Source organism: Photobacterium sp. DNB23_23_1, from assembly GCF_052873815.1.
This window is the reverse complement of sequence record NZ_JBNNXT010000035.1, coordinates 20,510-45,166: the sequence shown is the minus strand read 5'-3', so window position 1 is coordinate 45,166 and position 24,657 is coordinate 20,510. Positions and strand designations below refer to the sequence as shown.

Genomic DNA, 24,657 nt, shown 5'->3' with positions numbered 1-24,657 from the left:
GGTGCGGGTAAAGGAGCGGATGACGGCGGGCGCCACGCTCATTCTTCATACAAATTTAGGGGGGGTATTGTGGCAAAACTTAGCAGGGAGCGCTAGGAAGGGAGTGAAATTGCATAATATAGAGATAAAAAAAGCTGCCGAAGCAGCTTTTTTACTTGAAGGTGTCAACCTTACTGGAGACCGAGTTTCTTCTCGAGGTAGTGGATATTGGCACCACCGTGCTGGAAGTTCTCGTCAGCCATGATTTCCTGCTGCAGTGGAACATTGGTCTTGATACCATCGATAATCATCTCGCCCAGGGCATTCTTCATGCGGGCAATGGCCACGTCGCGGTTCTCACCAAAGGTGATCAGCTTACCGATCATTGAATCGTAGTAAGGCGGCACGGTGTAGCCGCTGTAGATGTGCGATTCCCAACGAACCCCCATACCACCTGGAGCATGAAAGCGGGCGATTTTGCCAGGGCAAGGAAGGAAGCGCTCTGGATCCTCGGCGTTGATACGGCACTCAACCGCATGGCCTTTGATCTTGATATCGTCCTGAGTGAAGGACAGCGGCTGGCCTGCGGCAATGCGTAGCTGCTCTTTGATCAGGTCGATACCGGTTACCATCTCGGTCACTGGGTGCTCAACCTGGATACGGGTGTTCATTTCGATGAAATAGAACTCGCCATTCTCATACAGGAATTCGAACGTACCGGCACCGCGGTAGCCGATTTCGATACAAGCACGGGTACAGCGTTCACCGATGTACTTACGCATTTCCTCGGTGATACCCGGGGCTGGGGCTTCTTCTACTACTTTCTGGTGGCGACGCTGCATTGAACAGTCACGCTCGCCCAGATGGATTGCACCACCCTGACCATCGGCCAAAACCTGCACTTCGATATGGCGTGGGTTTTCCAGGAATTTTTCCATGTAAACCATATCGTTACTGAAGGCTGCTTTCGCTTCGGCACGGGTCATCGCGATCGCTTCGATCAGATCAGGTTCACTGCGAACGACACGCATACCTCGGCCACCACCGCCGCCCGATGCCTTGATGATCACCGGGTAGCCGATGCGCTTGGCAAAGGCTTTATTCTTGGCTGCGTCGTCATCGAGTGGACCGTCAGAACCAGGAACACAAGGAACGCCGGCTTTTTTCATCGAGGTGATTGCTGACACTTTGTCGCCCATCAGACGGATGGTGTCTGCTTTTGGGCCAACGAAAATGAAGCCTGAACGCTCTACTTGCTCGGCAAAGTCCGCATTTTCAGACAGGAAGCCATAGCCTGGGTGGATAGCCACCGAGCCGGTAATTTCCGCGGCACTGATGATGCGAGGGATGTTCAGGTAGCTCTCTGTACTCTTGGCAGGACCAATACAGATCGATTCGTCAGCCAGTAATACGTGCTTGAGATCGCGGTCTGCAGTGGAGTGCACCGCAACCGTCTTGATACCGAGCTCTTTACATGCACGCAGGATACGCAGTGCAATCTCGCCTCGGTTGGCAATAACAATTTTATCTAGCATAAGAGGCCCCGGTTACTCGATGATAACTAGCGGCTGGTCAAATTCAACGGCATCACCGTCTTCTGCCAGGATTGCTACTACAGTACCGGCTTTATCAGATTCGATCTGGTTCATCATCTTCATTGCTTCGACGATACATAGAGTATCACCGGCATTGACAGTCTGACCGATTTCAACAAATGGTTTCGCATCAGGACTCGGCGCACGGTAGAAGCTACCTACCATTGGCGATAGAACCTGGTGGCCAGCAGGCGTTGCAGGTGCTGTTGGGGCCTCGGCTACTGGTGCTGCAGCCGGAGCGACAGGGGCAGCAACTGGAGCTGCGATAGGTGCTGCAAGAACTTGTGCTGGCACGGTTGCACGACTGATGCGTACAGACTCTTCACCTTCAGAAATTTCCAGCTCAGCAATACCTGACTCTTCAACTAGCTCAATCAGTTTTTTGATTTTACGAATATCCATTTATCTTTCTCTTATTTGTTCAGTTGGCGTCTGCTTGCAGGCGGCGTACCGCAGCTTGCAGGGCGAATTCATAACCATCTGGGCCTAGCCCGCAGATCACCCCGACAGCTTTGTCTGACAGGTAGGAGTGATGGCGGAATGGTTCCCGGGCATGAACATTAGACAGGTGTATTTCAATGAACGGGATGCTGACCCCCAAGAGTGCATCACGGATAGCGACACTGGTGTGGGTAAAAGCAGCTGGATTGATCAGGATGAAATCGACCGTGCCATGGGCTTGGTGGATCGCATCGATGATCTCGTATTCCGCGTTCGATTGGATATGGTCTAGCGTCACGCCTAACTCGGTCGCTTTGGCAGTTAAGTGCGTCACTATCTGGGCCAGAGACTGCTGGCCATAATGTCCCGGCTCGCGTAAACCCAGTAGGTTCAGGTTCGGGCCATTGATCAGTAAAATTCGTTGAACGGTCGACATCTTGACGTTATATCACTTGTATTTGAGGTTTTACTCTAGCAACGTGAAAAAAGCTAAAAAGTTGCTTCCCTGTGTTCCGTTGTTGTCTGCCAAAACATGCTTGATGTGCAATTATAGAGAATTCGCAGCAAATCGCAGCAAAATACTGGTCTAATCACCACATTTTCTTAGTGCATATGTGCACTGTTTGGCGATCGGGAGCTGAGAATGGGAAATTGAGTCACTAGCACTATGCGTGACCTGCACGCTATAGACAATAGTCTGTGGCGCCGGAATTGTAACTTTTAGCACTGGATCAAAAAAGCCGCCCAAGCAGGACTTGGGCGGCTTTTTATCGACCCGTGAGGGTTTATAGTATTTTTTGTTTTTCTGCGATCAGCTTCTCAACCACACTTGGATCGGCAAGGGTTGATGTATCACCCAGTGTCGCAGTATCGCCAGTGGCAATCTTACGTAAGATGCGGCGCATGATTTTGCCTGAGCGGGTTTTCGGTAGAGCCTCTGTCCAGTGCAAGAAGTCTGGTGTGGCAATCGGGCCGATTTCTTTACGTACCCAATTTTTTACTTCTTTGTGCAGTTCGGCACTTGGGATCTCGCCATCATTGAGCGTGATATACGCATAGATAGCCTGGCCTTTAATATCGTGAGGAACACCAACGATAGCGGCTTCAGCAATTTTATCGAATGCGACGAGGGCTGATTCAATTTCGGCTGTCCCCATACGGTGGCCGGAAATATTCAGCACGTCATCGACACGACCGGTGATCCAGTAGTAGCCATCTTCATCGCGGCGGGCACCGTCACCGGTAAAGTACATGCCTTTGAAGGTGGAGAAATAGGTTTGCTCGAAGCGCTCGTGATCGCCCCATAGGGTTCGCATCTGCCCCGGCCAAGAGTCGACCATCACGAGGTTGCCTTCTGTTGCGCCGTCGAGAATATTGCCCATGTTATCAACGATGGCTGGTTGTACACCAAAGAATGGACGAGTAGCAGAGCCGGGTTTCAAGGCTGTCGCACCAGGTAGTGGGGTGATTAAAATGCCACCGGTTTCTGTTTGCCACCAAGTATCCACGATTGGACAGCGGCTGTCGCCAATGGTGCGGTGATACCATTCCCACGCTTCTGGGTTAATTGGTTCACCGACTGAACCCATGATGCGCAATGAGCTACGGCTTGTTCCTGCTACTGCCTCATCGCCTTTCGCCATTAAAGCGCGGATGGCGGTTGGAGCGGTATAAAGGATATTAACTTGGTGCTTATCAACCACCTCGCTCATGCGGCTGGTTGATGGGTAGTTGGGTACACCTTCAAATAGCAGGGTAGTGGCGCCGTTTGCGAGTGGTCCATAAACCAAGTAGCTGTGGCCAGTGATCCAGCCAACATCGGCGGTACACCAGTACACCTCACCTTCTTGGTAATCAAAAACATGTTTGAATGTCATGGTCGCGTAGACCAAATATCCCCCCGTGGTATGCAGCACACCTTTAGGTTTACCTGTTGACCCTGAGGTATAAAGAATAAAAAGAGGATCTTCTGCATTCATTGCCTCTGGTTCGCAATGGCTTGAAGCAACAGCTGTTGCATCGTGCCACCAGACGTCACGTTCGCTATCCCATTCAACATTGCCACCAGTACGCTTTAGTACCAGCACTTTTTCGACGCAGGTGACGTTAGGATTTGCAAGGGCATCATCCACGTTCTTTTTCAAAGGAACCGCGCGACCAGCACGGACACCTTCGTCAGCGGTTACAACCACTTTGGCGTTAGAGTCAATAATACGGCCTGCCAGTGCCTCCGGAGAGAAGCCACCAAAGACGATGGTGTGAACGGCCCCGATTCGAGTACAGGCCAACATGGCGACTGCAGCTTCAGCAACCATTGGCATGTACAGGCACACAACATCACCTTTACGTACTCCTTGGCTTTTTAGTGCATTGGCAAATTTACAAACTTCTTCATAAAGCTCGTTATAAGTCAGTGTGGCATCGTCCGTTGGGTCGTCGCCTTCCCAAATAATCGCAGGCTGATTGCCTCGTGTTGCAAGGTGACGGTCAAGGCAGTTTGCTGAGACATTAAGTTCACCGTCTTCAAACCAGTTAATGCTGACATGGCCAGTATCGAAAGATGTGCTCTTTACTTTGGAAAAAGGGGTGATCCAATCGACAATCTGGCCGTGCTCACGCCAGAACCCCTCTGGGTTAATGACTGATTGCTGATACATCTCGCGGTATTGCTCATCAGTAATGTGTGCGTTAGCGGCAATGTCCTGATTTACTGGATACACGTGAACTTCGCTCATCCTATTCTCCTTGATGTTCCGTTTTTGTCCTTACTGGACCGGACTATTCTGTATGCAGGTGTGTTCTGCTTGCGTCGTACTAACTTCCGACAGATCGCGGCAGGTCTCAATTAGACTTTAGGATGATAGCGGGGAAAATGCGGGGCAATGGTTTGTCTTGCAGTGCTGTTGCAGTCAAAATTTTGCGCTTTATCGTTAATAATAAAGCGTAATAAAAAAACTCTGTAAGGTATTGAATGGTCTATTTTCTTCAGTTTTCATTGGTGCCTAGCGAGCAATCGGGTGAGGCAGGTCGCCATGCTTTAGCCGAACGTAGATCATCGCTGCGGCAATGGCATCTTGCAGGGCATCGTGGCGTGGCGGCACCGGAAGGTCGAGGTGGCGGCTGATCGCCTCGAGGCTGAGGTCGAAATAGGCATTGGGCAGCTGGCGTTCAAGCTGTTCGTGGTAGAGATGGCTGACCTCGACGGTTTGGTTTGGCAGAGGAAATCCGAAGTGACGGTGGAAATAGCGATCGAGGATCGTTTTGTCATAGCGAATATGGTAGCCGACTAGAGGCCGATTGCCGATAAAGGCCAGCAATTTTTCCAGCGCCTCTACTTCTTCCAGCCCTTGGTTGAGATCTTGGTGGCGGATTCGGTGGATAGCGACCGATCCGGCATCGAGACTGGCCGGTGCGCGCAATGTCAGGTGGATTGATTGGCTGGTCAGGATCCGGTTGTCTTGGATACAGGTGGCGGCAATGGTGACCAGCTCTGCACTTTGCGGATCAAGGCTGGTGGTCTCACAGTCGAGCGATACCAGTTCCGTTCCCCGGTAGCGGGAAAACAAGTCGTGAAACTCGCTGTCCTTAAATTTATGGCGGTACCACCAGCGTTTTAGGGTATTGATCATCGGGTTGCTCCTTGGCTGGTATTAATCGCGGATCTGGTAGTGATACCCGAGCCATTCCTTGAATTTTTTCACCACGTGCAAACTGTGGCGCAGCAGATCGCGGTCAGTGCGGTTGAGCCGTTCGACATTGAGGTGCTGCTGCAAACCGCCGGCAGGGAGATCTAATTGCTGGCGCAGCCGCAATTTAATGAACAGCTTCAGCGCTTCGCTGAGGTTGGATGCGGTGTCCTTTTCTAGTACTTGGCGCTGGGCCAATTGTTCCAATCGGATGAAGGTGTTGTTGTCCTCGATACCGTGCTCCAGTGCCAGTGCCCGTACACCGTGGATGATGGGGAATATGCCTCCGCGCTTAATATCGAGTCCGTCCTTGCCGGCTTTCAATTTGCCGAACAACGAAAGGGGAACGCTAAAGCGCAGAGCTGGCCGGGTAAAGGTGGTTAGTAATAATTCCTGCTCAGCCATTTGTTTGTGGAGCTGTTGTTTGATAGGGGCGAGCAGTTCGTGGTTTCCAGCTACCGCATGGCTGTCTGCGAGGATCGCCATATCCATCATTTCATTCTCTGTTCCTTTGCGGGCGAACTCTTTGAGGGTGTGTAACCACTCACTTTGGTGCTTGACCCATTTGGAATTATTAACCATCACTTTCCCCGGGCACAGTGGATAGCCCAGTTGATGCAGGGTGTGAGTTAGGGCTTCCATGGTGTCGCTCAGTCCCGGCCAGTTGACACCGTCTTCGATGATCAGGGCGTTGTCCTGATCGGTCTTGAGAATTTGTTCGCCACGGCCCTCCGATCCCATCACCACGAAGCAGCAGTGGTTCTGCATTGCTTGGGGGACAATCAAGCGAAAGGCTTTCTCGATAATTTGTTCATTGACTGCCGCGATCAGTTCCATCACAAAGCGGGTATGGATACCGTTGTTGAACAGCGTCGCCACAAGCCGAGATTGGCTGCTGGCGGCCAGTGATAATTCTTCAACCGTGGTGGCGCGGGCAATGCGTAAGGTCAGCACATGGGAATGAGTGGAAAATAGGCTCAGTACCTGGGTCAGATCCAGCATCCCGACCAATTGCGTACCGTCGGTGACCGATACTCGTTTGACCTTGTGGCGGGTCATCGACAGCATGGCATTGAACAGATAGTCCCCCTTGCTGACACTGATCACTGGGCTAGTGGCGACCTCGCCGACTGGCGTTGAAGCTGGCCGGTTATCGAGCATCACCGCATGGAGCAGGTTGGTACGGGTAATAATGCCATAGGGCTGGTTGTCTCCGGCCTCGACCAAGGCGGCATCCATGCCTTGCTGCTGCAATTTCACAGTAGCGGCATGCAAATCACAATTGCGGGGCAGGATCAGGCAGGGTTGGATATTGCTGTCATCGACCCGGGTGAGAATGAACTCGGCTAAATTCTGTTGGCGCTGGGCCTCTTCCAGCAATTGCTGGCGGCGGGCCAAGCTGGAGTCAAAATAGGCTGCAAACTGGCTGTTGCCACGGTAGAGATCAAGAAATAGCTGCTTGGGTACCAGATAACATAAGGTGTCCTCAAGCGCGGTGTAACGGTGGCGGCTGGAGGATTCGAGCTGCGATCGAACATCGAACAGATCGTCACTGGTGTAATGAGCATAGATCTCACTGCCGTCGGCGGCACTCTCTTCTACACTGCCTTTAATGATGATGTACAGTTGCTCGCTGGGTTTTCCTGCTTCGATCAGGATATCACCGTGGCGGTAATAGGCGACATCCAGGGAGCCGACCAGACGCCGCTGTTGCTCGCCGCTCAGGCGATCAAAGGGAGGGAGGGAGGTATCAAAGCTGTCAGACATGGCGGCTCTCCGGATCGATAGGCACTGTATTCAGTGTCTGCCTGATGGCGCAAAAGCTCCAGACGACTTTAGTCTACTATCGCCAATCTGTGGCCCAGCTTTAGGGGGAGGGGGGACATGTCACACGCAAAGAGAAATGGGGAAGGAAAAAGGGCGGATAATTTCATTGGGGCTATGTTCTATTGGGGGCATAATAGCGCCTGGTTTTTTCAGTACGATAGGACAAGGCATGTTTCGTAGCAGCCCTTACGGTTGGACCTCGCAGTATCTGCTGGGGTTTTTCTTCAATTATGGTGTTTATCTTCCGTTCTGGGCGTTGTGGTTAGCGCATCTGGGGGTCAGTGCTTCCAATATCGGGTTGTTGCTGGGGTTGGGCTTTGGTGTCCGCTGTCTGGCCAATTTGGTGATCACTCCCCGTATCCACAAAGTCGAACACCTTATTCCAGCCCTGCGCGGTTTCGCTTTGGCGGCGTTGATCAGTTGTATCGCCTATATCTATTGTGGTGAAAGTTTGTGGGCACTTACTATCATGACGGTTACTTACAACATGATGGTTGGGCCGATTGTGCCGCTATCCGATGCGGTGGCTAACCACTATGCCAAGGAAGGGCTCCTCGACTATGGTCGAACTCGCCTGTGGGGCTCGATTGCTTTTATTGCCGGCTCTACCGTGGTGGGTCTGTTGGCGACCAAATATAGCCCAGAGGTGATCCCCTGGGTGGCGGCGGCAGGTTTGGTGGGGGCGCTGTTGTTGGCGATGCGCCAGCCAACCATTTTGCCGGTATCCGATCCGGGCAGCCATGATCAACCGCGGCCGGCCTTGCTGGAACTATTGCGTGCACCTGAAGTACTTCGCTTCTTAGCCATTATCGCCTTGCTGCAAGGCAGCCATGCGGCCTATTACAGCTTCAGTGCGATTTACTGGAAAGAGGTCGGTTACAGCGAGGATGTGATTAGTTACTTGTGGAGTTTCTCGGTGGTGGCGGAAGTCGCAGTGTTTGCCTTGAGTAAGCGGCTGTTTGCTGGCTGGTCGATCATGGGGATGTTCCGTTTGGCTGCGGTCGGAGTCATGATCCGCTGGGGGATCACGGCCAGCATGACCGAGCTACCTTTGCTGGTCGCCTCCCAAGCCTTGCATGGTGTGACGTTTGCGGCTTGCCATCTGGCGACTATCCGTTATATCCAAAAGGCCCAGAATAACCAGATGGTAGCCTTGCAGGCACTTTACAATGCGTTGCCGATGGGGGCCTTCATGGCGTTGATGACCGCCTTGAGCGGTTGGCTATATGGCCTGTGGGGTGCCAATATATTCTGGTTGATGGCGGCGATGGGGATCCCGGCGCTGCTGATGAAGGTTGAGCCAAATGCCCGCCGCCCGTTTGCTCAACAGGATGAGGTCACCGCGAGCAAATAATATGGCTACAGTCTTGGTTGTAGCACGCTACAGCCAAGAACTGTGATCCTGCTGATTGGTGAGTGCCAGTGGTTTGGTTACACTGGTGCTCACAATATATTCAAATCATTTGGATATAATCAGTCAGTTGGAGATAACACATGGCACAGGGATGGATTGTCGTGCCGGTCACATTGGCCTACCTAGGGCTGTTGTTCTGGATAGCTTGGTACGGAGACCGAAAAAAACAGTGGATGGCACGCTGGCGACCATGGATATATTGCCTGTCGATTGCCGTGTACTGCACCTCTTGGACCTTCTACGGAACGGTGGGTCAAGCCAGTCAAAATATCTGGTCCTTTCTACCTATCTATATCGCCCCTATCTTGGTGTTTACGTTTTGTTGGCGGGTGCTGGCCAGACTGATTTTGATCGCTAAACGCGAACACATCACTTCTATTGCTGACTTTATTGCTGCCCGTTATGGCAAATCACAGGGACTAGCGGTATTGGTTACCTTGATTGCTGTGGTCGGGATCTTGCCGTATATCGCCCTTCAACTACGTGGGATCACCATGGGGCTGGAGTTGGTCGCGCCGGGGTTGGGCCAAGATATGGCGAGTCTCGGCGGGAAGAGTTCCACCGATACCGCCTGGGTAGTGACGATGGCGCTGGCGATATTTACCGTGTTGTTCGGTACCCGCCATATTGACAGTACTGAGCATCACCGCGGAATGATGATGGCGGTGGCATTTGAGTCGATCATCAAGCTGGTGGCCTTTTTGGTGGTTGGCATATTTGCGGTGGTATTGTTGTTCGATACGCCTGACTTGCAAGCAGTCAGTCGCGAACTGCTCCAACCGGCCACCCCTCATATTGGCAGCCTGCTGATCCATACTTTGTTTACTATGGCGGCGATCATTTGTCTGCCGCGCCAGTTCCATACCACAGTGGTTGAGAATGAACGGGCGCAAGATCTACACCGGGCCCGTTGGGTATTCCCGATTTACCTGCTGTTGATGGGGATTTTTGTCATTCCGCTGGCGCTGGCTGGCCAAGCGTGGCTCCCCCATATTGCGGCTGATACCTACGTGATTAATTTGCCTTTGACGCATGGGGCGGAAGGAATAGCTTTGTTGGCTTTCCTCGGTGGCACCTCTGCTGCCAGTGGGATGGTGATTGTGTCAACTATTGCGTTGGCCATTATGGTCTCCAATGATCTGGTGCTGCCGATGTTACTGCGGCGTTTACGCATTTCTGGCCGCAACTACCATGCCTTTTCAGGGCTGCTGCTCAATATCCGCCGTGGCTTGATTCTGCTTCTGTTGCTGGCGTCGTGGGGGTTCTACCAAGTTCTTGGTGACATTCCATCACTCTCGGCGATCGGTTTGCTGTCGTTCGCGGCCATTGCCCAGTTTGCACCCGCCTTACTTGGTGGGATCTACTGGCGGGAAGGTAACCGTAACGGGGTCTATGCCGGTTTGCTAGGTGGGATCGCGGTGTGGGGCGTTACCATGATGGGGCAGACCAATATGCTGGCTGGTACGGCGCAAACCAACGTGCTGCTGTGGTTGCTTTCCCCGCCTAATTGGCCATTGCTCGGCAAATTGTCCAGTGTCGATTGGGGGATGTTGCTGAGCTTGTTGGTCAATATCGGCTTCTATGTCAGTGTGTCCTTACTTACGCGCTCTACCCTGACAGAGCGTCTGCAGGCTGCGTCCTTTGTTGGTGCCCCGCTACCGGAAAGCGGTGACAGCAGTGTGTATCAGACCCGGGTAACAGTGGCAGAGCTAGAGATGTTGGCGGCCCGGTTTGTTGGCCGCAAGCGGATCCGTTATGCCTTCCGTCAGTTTGGTGAGCAGCGGCATGAAGCCCTGTTGCCGCAGCAGCAGGCTCCCTCGACATTGATCCGCCATACCGAGCGGGTGCTGGCTGGGGTCTTCGGCGCGTCTTCAGCCCGCTTGGTGCTGACTTCGGCCTTGCAGGGACGCAAGATGCAACTGGAAGAAGTCGCTACGATTGTTGATGAGGCGTCGGAGCTGTTTGATTTCAGCCGTGGTCTGCTGCAAGGCGCGATTGAACACATCAGTCAGGGAATTGCGGTGGTCGACAAACAGCTGAGGTTGGTGGCTTGGAATCAGCGCTACACCGAACTCTTTACCTTCCCGCCTGGATTGATCCAGGTGGGCAGGCCGATTGCCGATGTGATCCGCCATAATGCCGAGCAGGGATTATGCGGCCCGGGCGATCCTGAAGGTCATGTTGCCAAGCGGGTCGAGCATCTCCAGCGTGGTACCGCGCACACCTCTTCGCGGATCCGCCCTGACGGTCTGGTGATTGAAGTGCAGGGCAACCCGATGCCCGGCGGTGGGTTTGTGATGAGTTTTACCGACATCACCGAATTCCGGAATGCTGAGCAGGCCTTGAAAGAGGCTAATGAAACCCTGGAAGAGCGGGTACGGCAACGGACCAGCGAACTGGAACGTCTCAACCGCCAGCTGGTCAGTGCTACCCAGCAAGCTGAATTGCAGGCTCATTCCAAAGGCCGGTTCTTGGCGGCGGTCAGTCACGACTTGATGCAGCCACTCAATGCCGCACGGTTGTTCTCGTCCTCGTTGGCGGAAGTGGCCAAGGAGGCGGAAGCGGCCAAGCTGGCTCGCCATATTGAAAGTGCGTTGGGTGCCGCGGAGGATTTGATTGGTGACTTGCTGGATGTGTCGCGACTTGAGTCGGGCAAATTACAGGTTAATGTTCATGCGTTCCGGATCAGTGAGGTGCTAGATACCCTCGCTGCCGAATTTGGTGCCTTGGCCCAACAGCAGGGTATTATCTTTAAAGTGGTTCCTTGCCATGCAGTGATAACGTCTGATCCCAAACTGTTGCGCCGGGCGTTACAAAACTTTTTGACCAATGCCTTTCGCTATAATCCGCAAGGTAAAGTGGTGCTGGGCGTGCGTCGCCGTGGTAGCCAACTTCAGATTGAGGTGTGGGATAACGGCCCCGGGATCCCCGAGGAAAAGCAGGCCCATATTTTCGATGAGTTCACCCGCATTGAACGCAGCGGTGTCGATCATGGCCTCGGTTTGGGACTGGCGATTGCCCGCGGGATCAGCCGGGTACTGGATCACTCCCTGTCATTGCGATCTTGGCCGGGCAAGGGAACGGTCTTTTCCCTGGGGGTGCGGCGAGGCATTTTGGTGGCGTCGGTTGATAAACCCATATTTGCCGGCAAGCCGCCTGCCCCACTGGCTGATCTGAAAGTACTGTGTGTCGATAATGAGCCGGATATATTACTGGGCATGGAGACCTTGCTGACCCGCTGGGGGTGTGAAATTCGCTTGGCTGAAACGGTCACCGCGGCGATGAAGCAGCTCGATGATGGCTGGCAGCCTGATTTTATCTTGAGTGATTATCACCTGACCAATGGGGAAACTGGGCTGCAGGTATTGCAACAATGCACCCTGAAACTCGGCAAGTGCTTTCGTGGTGCGGTGATCAGTGCCGACAGAACCGAGCAGACCAAGGCGATGATCGAAGGGCATGGCTTCAGCTTTATCAGCAAGCCGGTCAAGCCACTGAAGCTCAGGGCGTTGCTTAACCAGCACCAAAAGGTGAGCGGGAGCCGTTAAGCCACAGGGAGTATTGGGCAAAGGCCGAAAAAGAAACGGAGCCAATCAAGGCTCCGTTTTGGTTTGCGTCGCGTATTCGCGTTGTTTTATTCGCGTTAGGGCGAGCTTCTGTTAGTGGTCGTGCGCTTCACCCGCACCTTTCGGGTAACGGATTGACTCAACCATGTCCTGTACATCTTTTGGTACTTCAGCCGTGAACTTGTTGACCACAATGGAAACAACAAAATTAAGGCACATACCCAGTGTACCGATGCCCTCAGGGCTGATACCGAACAACCAGTTTTCTGGTGTGCTTGCGGCTGGGTTAATGAACTTGAAGTAGATGATGTAGCTTGCTGTGAAGGCGATACCTGTCAACATACCGGCAATTGCGCCTTCCTTGTTCATCTTCTTGTAGAAGATACCCAGAATAATAGCTGGGAAGAAGGACGCTGCAGCTAAGCCGAAGGCAAATGCGACAACCTGCGCCACGAAGCCTGGTGGGTTGATACCCAAGTAGCCGGCGCCAACAATCGCGACCATCGCGGCTAAACGAGCGGCTAATAACTCTTGCTTGTCGGTCATGTTTGGCCTGAAGCCTTTCTTCAGTAGGTCATGCGAAATAGACGTAGAGATTACCAAGAGTAGACCCGCAGCTGTTGATAGTGCTGCTGCTAGGCCACCAGCGGCAAGAAGTGCTACCACCCAGTTTGGCAGTTTTGCTAGCTCAGGAGACGCCAGTACGATGATGTCACGGTTAATCTTCATCTCGTTGCGCTCATCGCCCGAGTAGAACATTTTGCCATCGCCGTTCTTATCTTCCCAGCCGACTAGGCCGGTGCTTTCCCAGTTTCTGTACCAGCTTGGTGCATCTGCCGCAGCGACACCCTGCATGTCAGGACCGTTGATAGTCTCAATCATGTTGACTCGCGCAAACGCGGCAACACCGGGTGCTGTGGTGTAAAGCAATGAGATGAACAGTAGTGCCCAACCTGCCGAGATACGCGCATCACGTACTTTGGGTACGGTGAAGAAGCGAATGATGACGTGTGGCAGACCGGCTGTACCGACCATTAGAGCCGCACAGATGAAGAACACATCGACCATGCTCTTGTTACCCTCGGTATAGGCGGTAAACCCGAGCTCTTCGGTTAACCCGTCCAATTTATCCAACAGGTAAACGTCCGTGCCTGAGATGGTCGACCCCATACCAATTTGTGGAAGTGGGTTACCTGTCATCATGATTGATGTGAAGATAGCTGGTACAAGAAAAGCGAAAATGAGCACACAGAATTGAGCAACCTGCGTATAAGTGATGCCTTTCATGCCACCCAGTACGGCGTAGAAGAACACAATACCCATACCAATGATGATACCGAGATTGATATCGACTTCAAGGAAGCGTGAGAAGACTACGCCGACCCCACGCATCTGACCGGCAACATAGGTAAATGAGACGAAGATGGCACAGAATACCGCGACCATACGGGCCGTTTTGGAGTAGTAGCGCTCACCGATAAAATCAGGCACGGTAAACTGACCGAACTTACGTAGGTAAGGTGCTAAACACAGTGCCAGAAGGACATAGCCCCCAGTCCAACCCATCAGGTAAACCGCACCGTCATAACCCACGAATGAGATGATACCCGCCATAGAGATAAATGATGCTGCTGACATCCAGTCAGCGGCTGTCGCCATACCATTCGCGACTGGGTGAACACCGCCCCCGGCGACATAGAATTCACTGGTTGATCCGGCACGAGCCCAGATAGCAATACCGATATACAGGGCGAATGTGATACCGACGAGAATAAACGTCCACGTTTGAATTTCCATGCTCTAAACCTCTAGTCTTCCTGTACGTTATATTTTTTGTCGAGCGCGTTCATACGCACAACGTAAATAAAGATTAAGGCGACAAAGGTGTATATAGACCCTTGTTGGGCGAACCAAAACCCGAGCTTGAAGCCTCCGAATTGAACCGCATTAAGGGCTTCGACAAATAGAATGCCTGCGCCATAAGACACCGCAAACCAGATGGCCAATAAGGAGCCCATCGTTGCGAGGTTCTCTTTCCAGTAGGCTTGCGCCATTTCCTTGGATTCAAACGCCATTGTTATCTCCTTTCACGTCGTCATAAATCACGTTAATAAAATGTTACGCAATGACAATAGCAATGAATGGTTAAGGAAGCAGTGCAACTTTAGTCGAGGGAAAAACGGCAAAATCGCTGGCTCAGCAGCGATTTTGTGAAGTCAGGCGGAAATTGAGGATGTTGTGGAAATGTTACGTTAGCCAAAAGTCTAACAGGAAAATAAAATATTACGGATTGATATCCATTTGCTGGAGCAGGATGACTGCCTGGGTACGGTTCTTCACTCCTAACTTGCGGAAAATAGCGGTCATATGTGCCTTGATGGTGGCCTCTGACACATTGAGTTCGTAGGCAATTTGCTTGTTGAGTAGGCCATCGGACAGCATCCCCAAGACCTTATATTGCTGGGGGGTGAGGGCGGCGATCCTATCGGTCAGCTCTGTGAGTTGATCATTGCCTTCCCCCAGTCCTTCCGGGTACACCGGCTCACCGTCAAGGACTTGGTTGAGCGAGCTGATCAGCGCTCGCATATCGCTGGACTTGGGAATAAAACCAAACGCCCCGTGGCTGCGTACCTGGCGGATCACGCTGGTTTCTTCGCTGGCGGAAATAACGACTATCGGTAAATCGGGGTATTGTCTGCGGAGCTGGATCAATCCAGACATTCCGTTGGCGCCGGGCATTTTGAGATCGAGTAGCAGTAAGTCGACATCGTCCTCTTTGTCGAGCAAGGTAAGCAAGCTATCTAGCGAATCGGCTTCAAGCAGGTTGGCCCCACTGATTGCCATATGCACGGACTGAAACAGTGCATTACGGAACAGCGGGTGGTCATCGGCAATCACTATTGTGTACTGAGCGTCCATGGCAATCACATTATTGTTGTTTTTAATAACGCTATCACTGCCTTGGGAGTAGATCAATTTGTTAACACTCAAGATCTGAACTGGATCAGACCAGCGTGTTCCTATTGTGTAATCTGTTGGGTAACCGCGTGAGCATGAAAGCGGTGGGGGGCGAGCAATGACAGTGACCAGAAAAGAGCGGGGCAATGGCGCGCCTTCCGGGTTGGAAATCGACGCGCCGAGTTGCCGCGATAGAGGCTTAACGGATCAGTTGATGATTGGCCAAATGGGCTAGAAACGGTTCCGATTTCATAAAGCCGGTCAGCCGTGCGCCTTCCATCCGGTTACCACTGCTGTCCCAGAAGTCTAACGTCGGCAGGCCGAGTACGTCCATTGCTTGCAGCAGTTCGATATCAGTTGGTGAGCTCTGGGTGACATCAGCCTGAAGCAGAACGAAATTGCCGAGTTGCTTGGCGACGGCTGGATCGTGGAAAGTGTATTTCTCGAACTCCTTGCAGGCCACGCACCAGTCGGCGTAGAAATCCAGCATTACTGGTAATTGCAGTGCCTTGGCCTCTTCCAGTGCCAGAGTCAGGTCATCGATACTGCTGACGCGCTTGAACTCGACACGGGTTGCTTGTTCGGTAGTGTGTTGGGCGGTGGAGCCGGTCAACAACGGATAGAGCGGTTGAACCGAGATAAACAGTCCGACAATTGCCACCACCGCCAAGGCACTGCTGCGCCATGACACCGCAAGGGTATTTTTGACATGGTAAAGCCAACCAAAGGCGGCAATACCGAGCAGTGACCACAGGTAAGGCATCAGGTGTGCAGGCAAGATACGCTCAAGCAAGAACAGCGGCACGGCCAGTAGGACAAAGCCGAACAAGGCTTTGACGTGGTTCATCCAGCTGCCTGCTTTGGGCAGCAGCTTATTGCCGAACATAGCCGCTAAAATCAGCGGGATCCCCATGCCGATCGCCAAGGCATAGAGTGCCACGGCACCGGTCAGCAAGTCACCGCTCTGGGCGACATAGATCAGTGCTCCGGATAAGGGAGCCGTGGTGCATGGCGAGCACACCAGTCCGGAGATCGCCCCCATAGCAAACACACCACCACTACTGCCACCCTGTTGCTTGTTACTCAGGCCGTTGAGCCAGGTCTGGAAACCACTTGGCAATTGCAAGGTGTAGACACCGAACATCGATAGTGCCAACGCGACAAACAGGATACTCAGGCCAATGAGAATATAAGGGTGCTGCAAGGCGGCCTGGAATTGCATCCCGGCGGAAGCGACGACCAACCCGAGCAGGGTATAGGTCAGGGCCATTCCCTGCACATAGATAAAGGCAAGGCGGAAAGCCCGACCATGGCTGAGCTGGCCGTTACCCAGCACAATGCCGCTTAAAATGGGGTACATCGGCAGCACGCAGGGGGTGAAGGCCAATCCGATCCCCAGTGCGAGGAAAACAAGCGGGGTCCACCATTGCTCGGCCAGATCGCTCGCCAGTTTGTCTTGCTCAGAGGCTGGAATGCTGCTTTCGAGTGTCTTTTGTGAGTATGTACTCACATTGCTTTGAGTATCCGTTGGTTGTACTGGTTGACTGCCTGTCGTTGGTAGTGCGGCATTGGTAGCTACCATGACTGCACTGAGAGGGATCTGGCGGATTTCCGGTGGGTAGCAAAAACCCGCCTCGGCACAGCCTTGGTAGCGTACGATCAGCATATCGCTGTTGGCGGCTTCAACAATAGGCACTGTCAGGGTCAGCGGCTCGGTATAGATATTGACCTCACCGAAAAATTCATCTTGGTAGGATTTGCCGGCAGGTATGTTGACATTACCCAGAGTGGCTGACTCGGAGCTCACCGAAAGCTGGTGCTGGTAGAGGTAATAACCGGGCTTGATCTGCCAGTCGAGAAAGACCTGTTCGCCCTGCTGGGTAAAGTTGAAACTGAAGGCTTCATCAACTGCCACGAACGTATTGGAAGGGCTGTTGAAGCCCGGTAGCTTCAAGGCGGAAGCGGGCAGGCTGATAACCAGCAGGCTGAGTATGGCAAGCAGGGACAGGGTTCGCCGTAATGCGAATTGGCCTGTTGCACACTGAAGTATTTGTAATAGTGTCATTAAATCTGGCTCGTCTATGAGTTGCCCTGCCAAAAGTGGCGGCAGGGAAAGAACAGCTAGTTTGGCGCAGCGAAATCGTGCGCCATGGACTAATACCAATTACATAAAATTTTTAGTGCAATTGGTATAACTATACTCTGTCAGACCGAGTTAATCAGTGTTTGGTTTCACTTGGCTTTTATTGTTTGGTTGCCATTATCGAGCGCATCACGCATGAAATCAGTGAAGATCTGGATATGAGCAGGGACATACCCCAGGCGCTGGTAGAGCATATAAATCGGCCGTGGCGGCGAGTACCAGTTGTCCATCATCGATGAGAGCTGGCCAGTAGCAAGGGCATCGGCAACCACATAGTTTGGCAGGCAGGCGATCCCCAGCCCTTCGATGGTTGCTTGCTTGATGCTGTTGAGATCAGCGATAGCCATTTTGACCGGTGAATTGATCCAGATAGTCTCTTGGCTATCCATTTTGTTAGTTAGTGCCCACTCAAACTCAGGAACACTGGCCAAGCGGGCATGTTCGTTGATTTCGTCGGGGTGAATGGGCGAGCCATGACCTGTGAGGTAGTCAGGACTAGCAACCAATACCCGCTGAGATGCACCGATATTGGCGGCGGCAAAACTGGAGTCAGGCTGCTGGCCAACACGAAAGACTACATCATACTGCTCGGGGCTGTAGTCATGGTGCTGGTTGGACAGGTGAGTCAACGACAGGCTGATCTCTGGGTATAGCGCGAGAAACTGATTAAACAACGGCATCAAGCGGTAAGTCAGTAGGCCAACCGGGGCAGAAATCCGCAATGCCCCCCGTGGTTCGCTGTGGCTACTGTCGTGTAGCTCAGCGGTTGCCGTTTCCAGTTGGGTCAGCAATGGCTGGCAACGTTCGAAATAGTTTCTACCTAGCGGGGTCAGGGAAACATTACGGCTATCCCGGATCACCAGCTGGCTACCGAGGGTATCTTCCAACCGCTGCAGCCTCCGACTAAGGGTGGTGGGTGGAATATCTAACGCACTGGCGGCTGCTCTGAAACTTCCATGTTGGGCAATCGCAATCAGGGTGCGCAGGTCATCTAACTTCATACCATTTTTGCATCTCTGCATAACGCTTTTACCTCTATTACCAAGTCGCCTCAATGACTATTATTAGGGGGCAGACTTTCCTGTCTTGGTCTGCTCTGTAGCAAAAAGAGACATGAATCCGGTCGGGATGTTGGGATTGACGTTACCGCCGGAATGAGCTAATACGTCGGGAATCCGTATTTGTTCTCTGTCTTCGCCCTAGGATGGGGCGGAGACATTAAATTTCTATTGTAACCTTTCTTCTCGGTTCGAATCCTGAACCATACTTTTCATATCCTATATTTTCGCTTCTCTTGGTTGTCAAAACCGAGTTATTTTCGTGCGCCTAAACCATATACTTCCTGACTAAATTCATTTGTTTTTTTGATTGTTGTGGGTGGGTGCTCACAATGCCTCTAGCCTCTAGCAATAAAAAAGGCCGCCCGAAGGCGACCTTAATAGGAAGCAAATGTCCTGAATTACAGGATGATGCCACCGAATACGAAGCCAAGGGCGACAGAAGTACTGATAGTTACCACTCCTGGAATGAAGAATGGGTGGTTGAAGACTAGGTTACCGATACGGGTTGAACCTGTGTCATCCATCTCAACCGCTGCAAGTAGCGTTGGGTAAGTTGGTAGTACGAACAGCGCACTTACTGCTGCGAAAGAAGCAATTGCTGTTAGCGGTGCAACACCGATAGCCAATGCCGCAGGCATCAGAGCGGTAGTGGTTGCGCCCTGTGAGTACAGCAGCATAGAAGCAAAGAACAACACCAGTGCCAGCATCCATGGGTAGTCGCTCAGTAGTGAGCCAGCCACTTCTTTGATGCCGTCAACGTGACCGTTAACGAACGTAGAACCAAGCCATGCGACACCGAGTACACACACACACGCAGTCATACCAGAGCGGAATGTTGGAGCGGCTGGGATTTTCGCAGCATCGATACCGGTAGTGAATACGATAGCCGCCGCAGCTGCCAGCATGAAGGTCATGATAGCTTCGTTACGGCCTAGTGCAGGGTTTTCAATCAGGCCAACAGAGCCAGAAATAGCCGCTGCATAAGCAACAACGATCAAGATAGCGGCTAGGAAGATAAAGGTCGCTTTCTTCGCTGTTGCAGGGATCTCACGCTTAGTTGAACCTTGAAGTTTGATTAGGCCTTTTTCTAGGCGATCCTGGTAAACAGGATCGTCTTTTAGCTCACAGCCTAGGAAGTTAGCAACGAATGCACCAACCATACATGCAATGAAGGTGGTTGGAATACAGACTGCCAACAGGGTTAGGTAGCCCACTCCGAGCGGTTCAAGAATGCCAGAGAAGAAGACAACCGCTGCGGAGATAGGCGATGCGGTGATCGCGATTTGAGAAGCAACAACAGCGATAGATAGCGGACGTGAAGGTCGGATACCCTGCTCTTTGGCTACTTCTGCGATAACTGGAAGCGTTGAGAACGCCGTGTGGCCAGTACCTGCCATTAGGGTCATCAGGTATGTCACGATAGGTGCGTAGAACGTAATACGTTTCGGGTTCTTTCGCAGGAAGTTTTCGGCGAGTTCAACCAGCCAATCCATACCACCGGCAACCTGCATAGCAGCAATCGCAGTGATAACAGACATGATAATAAGGATTACGTCAATTGGGATATAGCTTTGGCTTGTTGGCATGCCCAATATCAAAGAAAGTACGATAACACCGGCACCACCTGCCAGACCAATACCAATACCACCAATTCGAGCGCCCAAGAAAATGAACGCGAGAACGACTAATAGTTCTACACCAACCATATGATTGTCCTGTCTTAAAGTTAAAAAATATAAAAGGGGGAAATCTGTAGCAAAAAAAGGCGGACCCTCATCCTGAAAATCCGCCGGGCTGTTTAGTGTTCACAACTTAGTTGTAACGCTTAGCCTTGTATTCTGGGTGCATTAGGTTCTGTACCGAGAAGATGTCGTCTAGTTGCTCTTCAGTTAGAAGACCACGCTCTAGAACAACTTCACGGACACTCTTACCTGTTTCAGCACAAATCTTACCAACAATGTCACCTTCGTGGTGGCCAATGAATGGGTTTAGGTAAGTAACGATACCGATAGAGTTGAACACGAAGTACTCACATACTTCTTTGTTGACAGTGATACCGTCGATGCACTTGTCACGTAGGTTGATACATGCATTCTTCAGGATGTCGATAGACTCGAACAGTGCCTGACCGATCACTGGCTCCATCACGTTCAGCTGAAGCTGACCGGCTTCTGCCGCGAAAGTGATTGTTGTATCGTTACCGATAACTTTGAAGCAAACCTGGTTAACCACTTCTGGGATAACTGGGTTTACTTTAGCTGGCATGATAGAAGAACCAGCTTGCATTTCTGGAAGGTTTAGCTCGTTAAGACCAGCACGAGGACCTGAAGATAGAAGGCGCAGGTCGTTACAGATCTTAGATAGCTTAACGGCGGTACGCTTAAGTGCACCGTGAATCATTACGTAAGCACCGCAGTCAGAGGTTGCTTCGATTAGGTCTTCCGCTGGTACACAAGGTAGGCCAGTTACTTCAGCTAGGCGCTGTACCGCAAGTTCCTGGTAACCAGTGGCTGCGTTCAGGCCAGTACCGATTGCCGTTGCGCCTAGGTTTACTTCTAGAAGCAGCTGAGCGGTGTAGTGAAGATTCTTGATTTCTTCTTTGATAAGTACGCCGAACGCGTGGAATTCTTGGCCAACAGTCATTGGTACTGCGTCCTGAAGCTGGGTACGGCCCATTTTCAGTACAGAGGCGAATTCTTTGTCTTTCGCATCGAAAGCACCTTTGAGGTACTCAAGTGCTTCCAGCATGCTCATGATGCTGTTGTATACCGCTACGCGGAAACCGGTAGGGTACGCACAGTTAGTCGACTGCGACTTGTTGACGTGGTCATTCGGGTTAACGATGTCGTACTCGCCTTTTTCTTTGCCCATAAGCTCAAGAGCAAGGTTTGCAATAACTTCGTTGGTGTTCATGTTTACCGACGTGCCGGCACCGCCTTGGTATACATCTGACGGGAACTGATCCATGCACTTACCTGTATCAAGGATCGCATCACATGCTTGAATGATGTATTCACCAACCTCTGATGGGATAACGCCCAGTTCTTTGTTCGCCATTGCAGCAGCTTTCTTGGTGAAAACCATACCGCGAACGAACTCTGGAACGTCAGAGATTGTAGTTTTAGAGATATTGAAATTTTCTACTGCACGTAGGGTGTGGATACCCCAGTAAGCGTCGGCTGGAACTTGGCGTTCGCCTAGTAGATCTTCTTCGATACGAGTTGCAACGTTGTTTACCATTGCTTCATTTTTTTCTAGATCAATCATCTGAGACATGACGTAGCCTTAGTGGAATCTGCTAATTAAATTCAAATATTGAGCCAATTCTGAAACCTTAGAGTCCATTCCGCAGAGAGTTTGGCTAGATGATCGTACCTGACACCTATTGTCTGCTGCCGATAATACTCCCCTTTAGGGGTAAAAACATAACCCAGATCACTTTTTTAAATGTAGTGAAAACATTTGCACTGGAATGAGATATTGATCACAAGCACTGTTAACAACTACTCAGGGGGGCATGTGCAAAAATGACCACTTATGACAAAATGTGAACGCGGTGTTTCTATGTTACGGCAATCTTATTGTAACCAATCGTTACATAGAAACCCGATAGAAAAGAGTTGAAAAATGTCTATCTGCTCCCAATATTTGTATTATGTAAGAGAAATTTCTGTAGTGTGACACCCGCGTGTTACAGCCTGGCTCCAATTAACGCCTACCAGCAAGGGGAAAGCCGTGTTTCCGATATTACTGTTTATGTTTATTGTCGTGCCGATTGTCGAAATCGCCCTGTTTATTCAGGTGGGTGGTTTCCTTGGCCTGTGGCCGACAATGGGACTTGTGCTGGTCACGGCGGTAGTCGGTGCGTCGTTGGTACGTAGTCAGGGCATTGCCACCTTGATGTCGGTGCAAGGCCGCTTGCAGAAAGGGGAAATGCCCGCCCAGCAAATACTTGAAGGTGTCATGCTTGCCGTTTGTGGCGTATTGCTGCTCACACCGGGCTTTATGACCGATGCGATGGGGATGGCGGTGTTGCTGCCGGGGCCGCGTGCGTGGTTAGCCAAGCAGTTGATGAGCCGGGTGACGGTTCAGGGTATGTCATCAGGGGCGGGGTTCAGTGCCGGATTTGGTCCGCAGGGCTTTGAACAACATGATCCTTTCGAGCAACAACGTGGTCCATATCGTGATAGCTCTCAGGGCCGCCAGCAGGATGGTGATGTATTTGATGGTGAATTTGAGCGTAAAGACGACAAAAATAAAGACAATGATTCACCGCGACTACCTTAAGCATATTGGCTTATAGAAATGACGGACATAAAAAAGGCAGCCGAGGCTGCCTTTTTTGTTAATGCTGTTCATATTATACCAATCTGGATAAGTCGTTGATCAAGTATTTATGTAGGCTGGTATTAGTTACGGCGTGTGAATGCATTAGTTCATGGGCACTGCTTGCCAGCGGCGACGTAGCTTGACCGCATACAGATAGGCGGCGAACCCGCTGAGGGCATTGGCTATCGCGATCCCAACAAATAACCCTTCGGTGCCGTACAGCTGGCTACCCAGCCAAGCGATGGGTAGCAGCAAGGCAAATAGCCGAAATAGGTTCCAGACCAAGGCATCCATTGGGCGATGCATGGCATTGAGGGCACTGATCAGTAACATACAAACCGCCTGTAGGCCGTAACTGACCGGGACGACCACCAGGTAATGCCATAGCTGTGACTGTACCGCTGGGTCTTGGCTGAACAGGGAAGACAGTGGCCAGCTCAGTGGCACCATCATAATGAAGATCAACAGCTGGAACAGGATGGCAAAGCGCATTGCCGTGAACAGTGCGGCAAACGCGCGCTGCGGTTTATCGGCGCCCAGGTTCTGCGCCATGAATGGCATCAATGCTGAACCCATAGCCATCATGACCGTGATCAGAATGGACTCGATGCGCATCGCGGCCCCATAGGCGGCGACTGACGCAGTTCCCTGAACTGCCAACAGTGACATCAGCAATGCGCCTGATAATGGGTTAAGCGCATTGGATAAGCCAGCTGGCGTGCCGATTTGCATAATTTGTTGCCAATCGTTGGCAAGGCGAGCCAGTTGTGGCGGCGCTACCAGCTTTTCTCGCTTGATAAGTACATGCAGCGAGCCAGCCAGAGCAAAAGCCCAGCTTATTCCGCTGGCAATGGCCGCCCCTTTCACCCCAAGTTCCGGAAACGGACCGATACCGAAGATCAATACAGGATCCAAAACGCCATTGATTGCGCCAGCGAGGATCATGATCTTGGCTGGGGTTTTGGCATCTCCTGTTGCCCGGATAGCACTGTTGCCTGCCATTGGGATCACCAGCAGCGGGATCGCCAGATACCAGATGGACATATAGTCGCTGATAATTGGCAGTAAATCGGCCCGTGCGCCAATCAAGCTAAATAGTGGCTCGATGGTCAGCACACCCAATGTCGAGGCGAGCACCATGAGTAGCAGCGCCAGTATCAGGCCGTGGGTGGTTAACCTGGCAGCACTGCGGGTATTGCCGCTGCCGAGCAGGCGGCCGATGCTGGTCGAAATTCCGACGCTGATCCCCATGGTGATACAGTTGATGGCAAAGGTGATCGGGAAGGTAAAGCTGACCGCCGCCAGTGCCTCGGTACCTAGTAGAGAAATAAAAAAAGTATCGACCAGATTGAACATCAAAATCGCCACCATGCCGAAGATCATCGGTACGGTTAGGCGTTTGAGGACATCAGGAATAGGCTCGGACAGTAGCCCGTGTTTATCCGGCCGACTGGTGTCAGCCCTATTTATATCTGGCTTGTTGTTATCTGCCATGTTCGTCTCGGGAAAAGTATGCCCGCTTACCCTAATGCAAAGAGTGTGATCGGGCAAAAATTCTCTGAGATATTTTGTAAAAAAAACGTCTCTGGGGCTTGGGTTCTAGAAAAACGACCCAACATGTTTATGTATCAGAAAAAGTAAGGGTCACAGGCCTTTTA

The 24,657-nt window shown here is 51.7% G+C and carries 17 protein-coding genes; 3 read left to right on the top strand and 14 right to left on the bottom strand.

Features of this window, described 5'->3' with window-relative positions:
- Positions 1 to 170: 170 nt before the first annotated feature.
- From accC to ACVA53_RS18785, 6 genes are all read right to left on the bottom strand, one after another.
- Positions 171 to 1,514 (bottom strand): acetyl-CoA carboxylase biotin carboxylase subunit, encoded by a 1,344-nt coding sequence (gene accC, locus ACVA53_RS18810; protein ID WP_255043392.1) that lies wholly within the window; start codon positions 1,512 to 1,514, stop codon positions 171 to 173.
- A gap of 12 nt (positions 1,515 to 1,526) precedes the next feature.
- Positions 1,527 to 1,976 carry an acetyl-CoA carboxylase biotin carboxyl carrier protein gene (accB, locus tag ACVA53_RS18805; protein WP_255043393.1) on the bottom strand — a complete coding sequence of 150 codons (450 nt, stop codon included), beginning with the start codon at positions 1,974 to 1,976 and terminating at the stop codon, positions 1,527 to 1,529.
- Positions 1,977 to 1,995: 19 nt separating this feature from the next.
- Entirely contained in the window at positions 1,996 to 2,451 is a 456-nt protein-coding gene (gene aroQ, locus ACVA53_RS18800; RefSeq protein ID WP_107350990.1) for a type II 3-dehydroquinate dehydratase, read from the bottom strand.
- Positions 2,452 to 2,800: 349 nt separating this feature from the next.
- Positions 2,801 to 4,750 carry an acetate--CoA ligase gene (gene acs, locus ACVA53_RS18795; RefSeq protein WP_255043394.1) on the bottom strand — a complete coding sequence of 650 codons (1,950 nt, stop codon included), beginning with the start codon at positions 4,748 to 4,750 and terminating at the stop codon, positions 2,801 to 2,803.
- Positions 4,751 to 5,017: 267 nt separating this feature from the next.
- Positions 5,018 to 5,641, bottom strand: a complete 624-nt coding sequence (locus tag ACVA53_RS18790) for a 3'-5' exonuclease (RefSeq protein ID WP_446505926.1) — start codon at positions 5,639 to 5,641, stop codon at positions 5,018 to 5,020.
- A 24-nt stretch (positions 5,642 to 5,665) separates the two neighbouring features.
- On the bottom strand, positions 5,666 to 7,468 hold the full coding sequence (locus tag ACVA53_RS18785; protein ID WP_255043395.1) for a putative nucleotidyltransferase substrate binding domain-containing protein: 1,803 nt from the start codon (positions 7,466 to 7,468) through the stop codon (positions 5,666 to 5,668).
- A gap of 229 nt (positions 7,469 to 7,697) precedes the next feature.
- On the opposite strand from ACVA53_RS18785, the gene ACVA53_RS18780 reads away from it, so the two are divergent.
- Positions 7,698 to 8,882, top strand: coding sequence for a 3-phenylpropionate MFS transporter (locus ACVA53_RS18780; protein ID WP_446505921.1), 1,185 nt, complete (start codon positions 7,698 to 7,700; stop codon positions 8,880 to 8,882).
- Between the two features lie 140 nt (positions 8,883 to 9,022).
- Positions 9,023 to 12,490, top strand: coding sequence for a hybrid sensor histidine kinase/response regulator (locus ACVA53_RS18775; RefSeq protein WP_446505920.1), 3,468 nt, complete (start codon positions 9,023 to 9,025; stop codon positions 12,488 to 12,490).
- A gap of 111 nt (positions 12,491 to 12,601) precedes the next feature.
- Here the strand turns inward: ACVA53_RS18775 and ACVA53_RS18770 are convergent, their stop codons facing one another.
- The 7 genes from ACVA53_RS18770 to aspA form a co-directional block, all read right to left on the bottom strand.
- Positions 12,602 to 14,305 (bottom strand): sodium:solute symporter family protein, encoded by a 1,704-nt coding sequence (locus tag ACVA53_RS18770; protein WP_255043398.1) that lies wholly within the window; start codon positions 14,303 to 14,305, stop codon positions 12,602 to 12,604.
- 11 nt (positions 14,306 to 14,316) lie between these two features.
- The gene (locus ACVA53_RS18765) at positions 14,317 to 14,583 is read right to left on the bottom strand and encodes a DUF4212 domain-containing protein (RefSeq protein ID WP_446505919.1); all 267 of its coding nucleotides are present in this window, start codon (positions 14,581 to 14,583) and stop codon (positions 14,317 to 14,319) included.
- Positions 14,584 to 14,791: 208 nt separating this feature from the next.
- Positions 14,792 to 15,427: a response regulator transcription factor gene (locus ACVA53_RS18760; protein WP_446505925.1), complete on the bottom strand. Its 636-nt coding sequence runs from the start codon at positions 15,425 to 15,427 to the stop codon at positions 14,792 to 14,794.
- 238 nt (positions 15,428 to 15,665) lie between these two features.
- Complete coding sequence (locus ACVA53_RS18755) at positions 15,666 to 17,531, bottom strand: protein-disulfide reductase DsbD (RefSeq protein WP_446505918.1); 1,866 nt, start codon at positions 17,529 to 17,531, stop codon at positions 15,666 to 15,668.
- 167 nt (positions 17,532 to 17,698) lie between these two features.
- On the bottom strand, positions 17,699 to 18,631 hold the full coding sequence (locus tag ACVA53_RS18750; RefSeq protein ID WP_446505917.1) for a LysR family transcriptional regulator: 933 nt from the start codon (positions 18,629 to 18,631) through the stop codon (positions 17,699 to 17,701).
- A 437-nt stretch (positions 18,632 to 19,068) separates the two neighbouring features.
- Positions 19,069 to 20,376, bottom strand: a complete 1,308-nt coding sequence (locus ACVA53_RS18745; RefSeq protein WP_255043402.1) for an anaerobic C4-dicarboxylate transporter — start codon at positions 20,374 to 20,376, stop codon at positions 19,069 to 19,071.
- Between the two features lie 106 nt (positions 20,377 to 20,482).
- Positions 20,483 to 21,946 (bottom strand): aspartate ammonia-lyase, encoded by a 1,464-nt coding sequence (aspA, locus tag ACVA53_RS18740; protein ID WP_255043403.1) that lies wholly within the window; start codon positions 21,944 to 21,946, stop codon positions 20,483 to 20,485.
- A 459-nt stretch (positions 21,947 to 22,405) separates the two neighbouring features.
- Here aspA and ACVA53_RS18735 point away from each other — a divergent pair, with 459 nt between their 5' ends.
- Positions 22,406 to 22,957, top strand: coding sequence for an FxsA family protein (locus ACVA53_RS18735; protein ID WP_255043404.1), 552 nt, complete (start codon positions 22,406 to 22,408; stop codon positions 22,955 to 22,957).
- A 144-nt stretch (positions 22,958 to 23,101) separates the two neighbouring features.
- Here the strand turns inward: ACVA53_RS18735 and ACVA53_RS18730 are convergent, their stop codons facing one another.
- Positions 23,102 to 24,493 (bottom strand): MATE family efflux transporter, encoded by a 1,392-nt coding sequence (locus ACVA53_RS18730; protein ID WP_446505916.1) that lies wholly within the window; start codon positions 24,491 to 24,493, stop codon positions 23,102 to 23,104.
- Positions 24,494 to 24,657 lie beyond the last annotated feature (164 nt).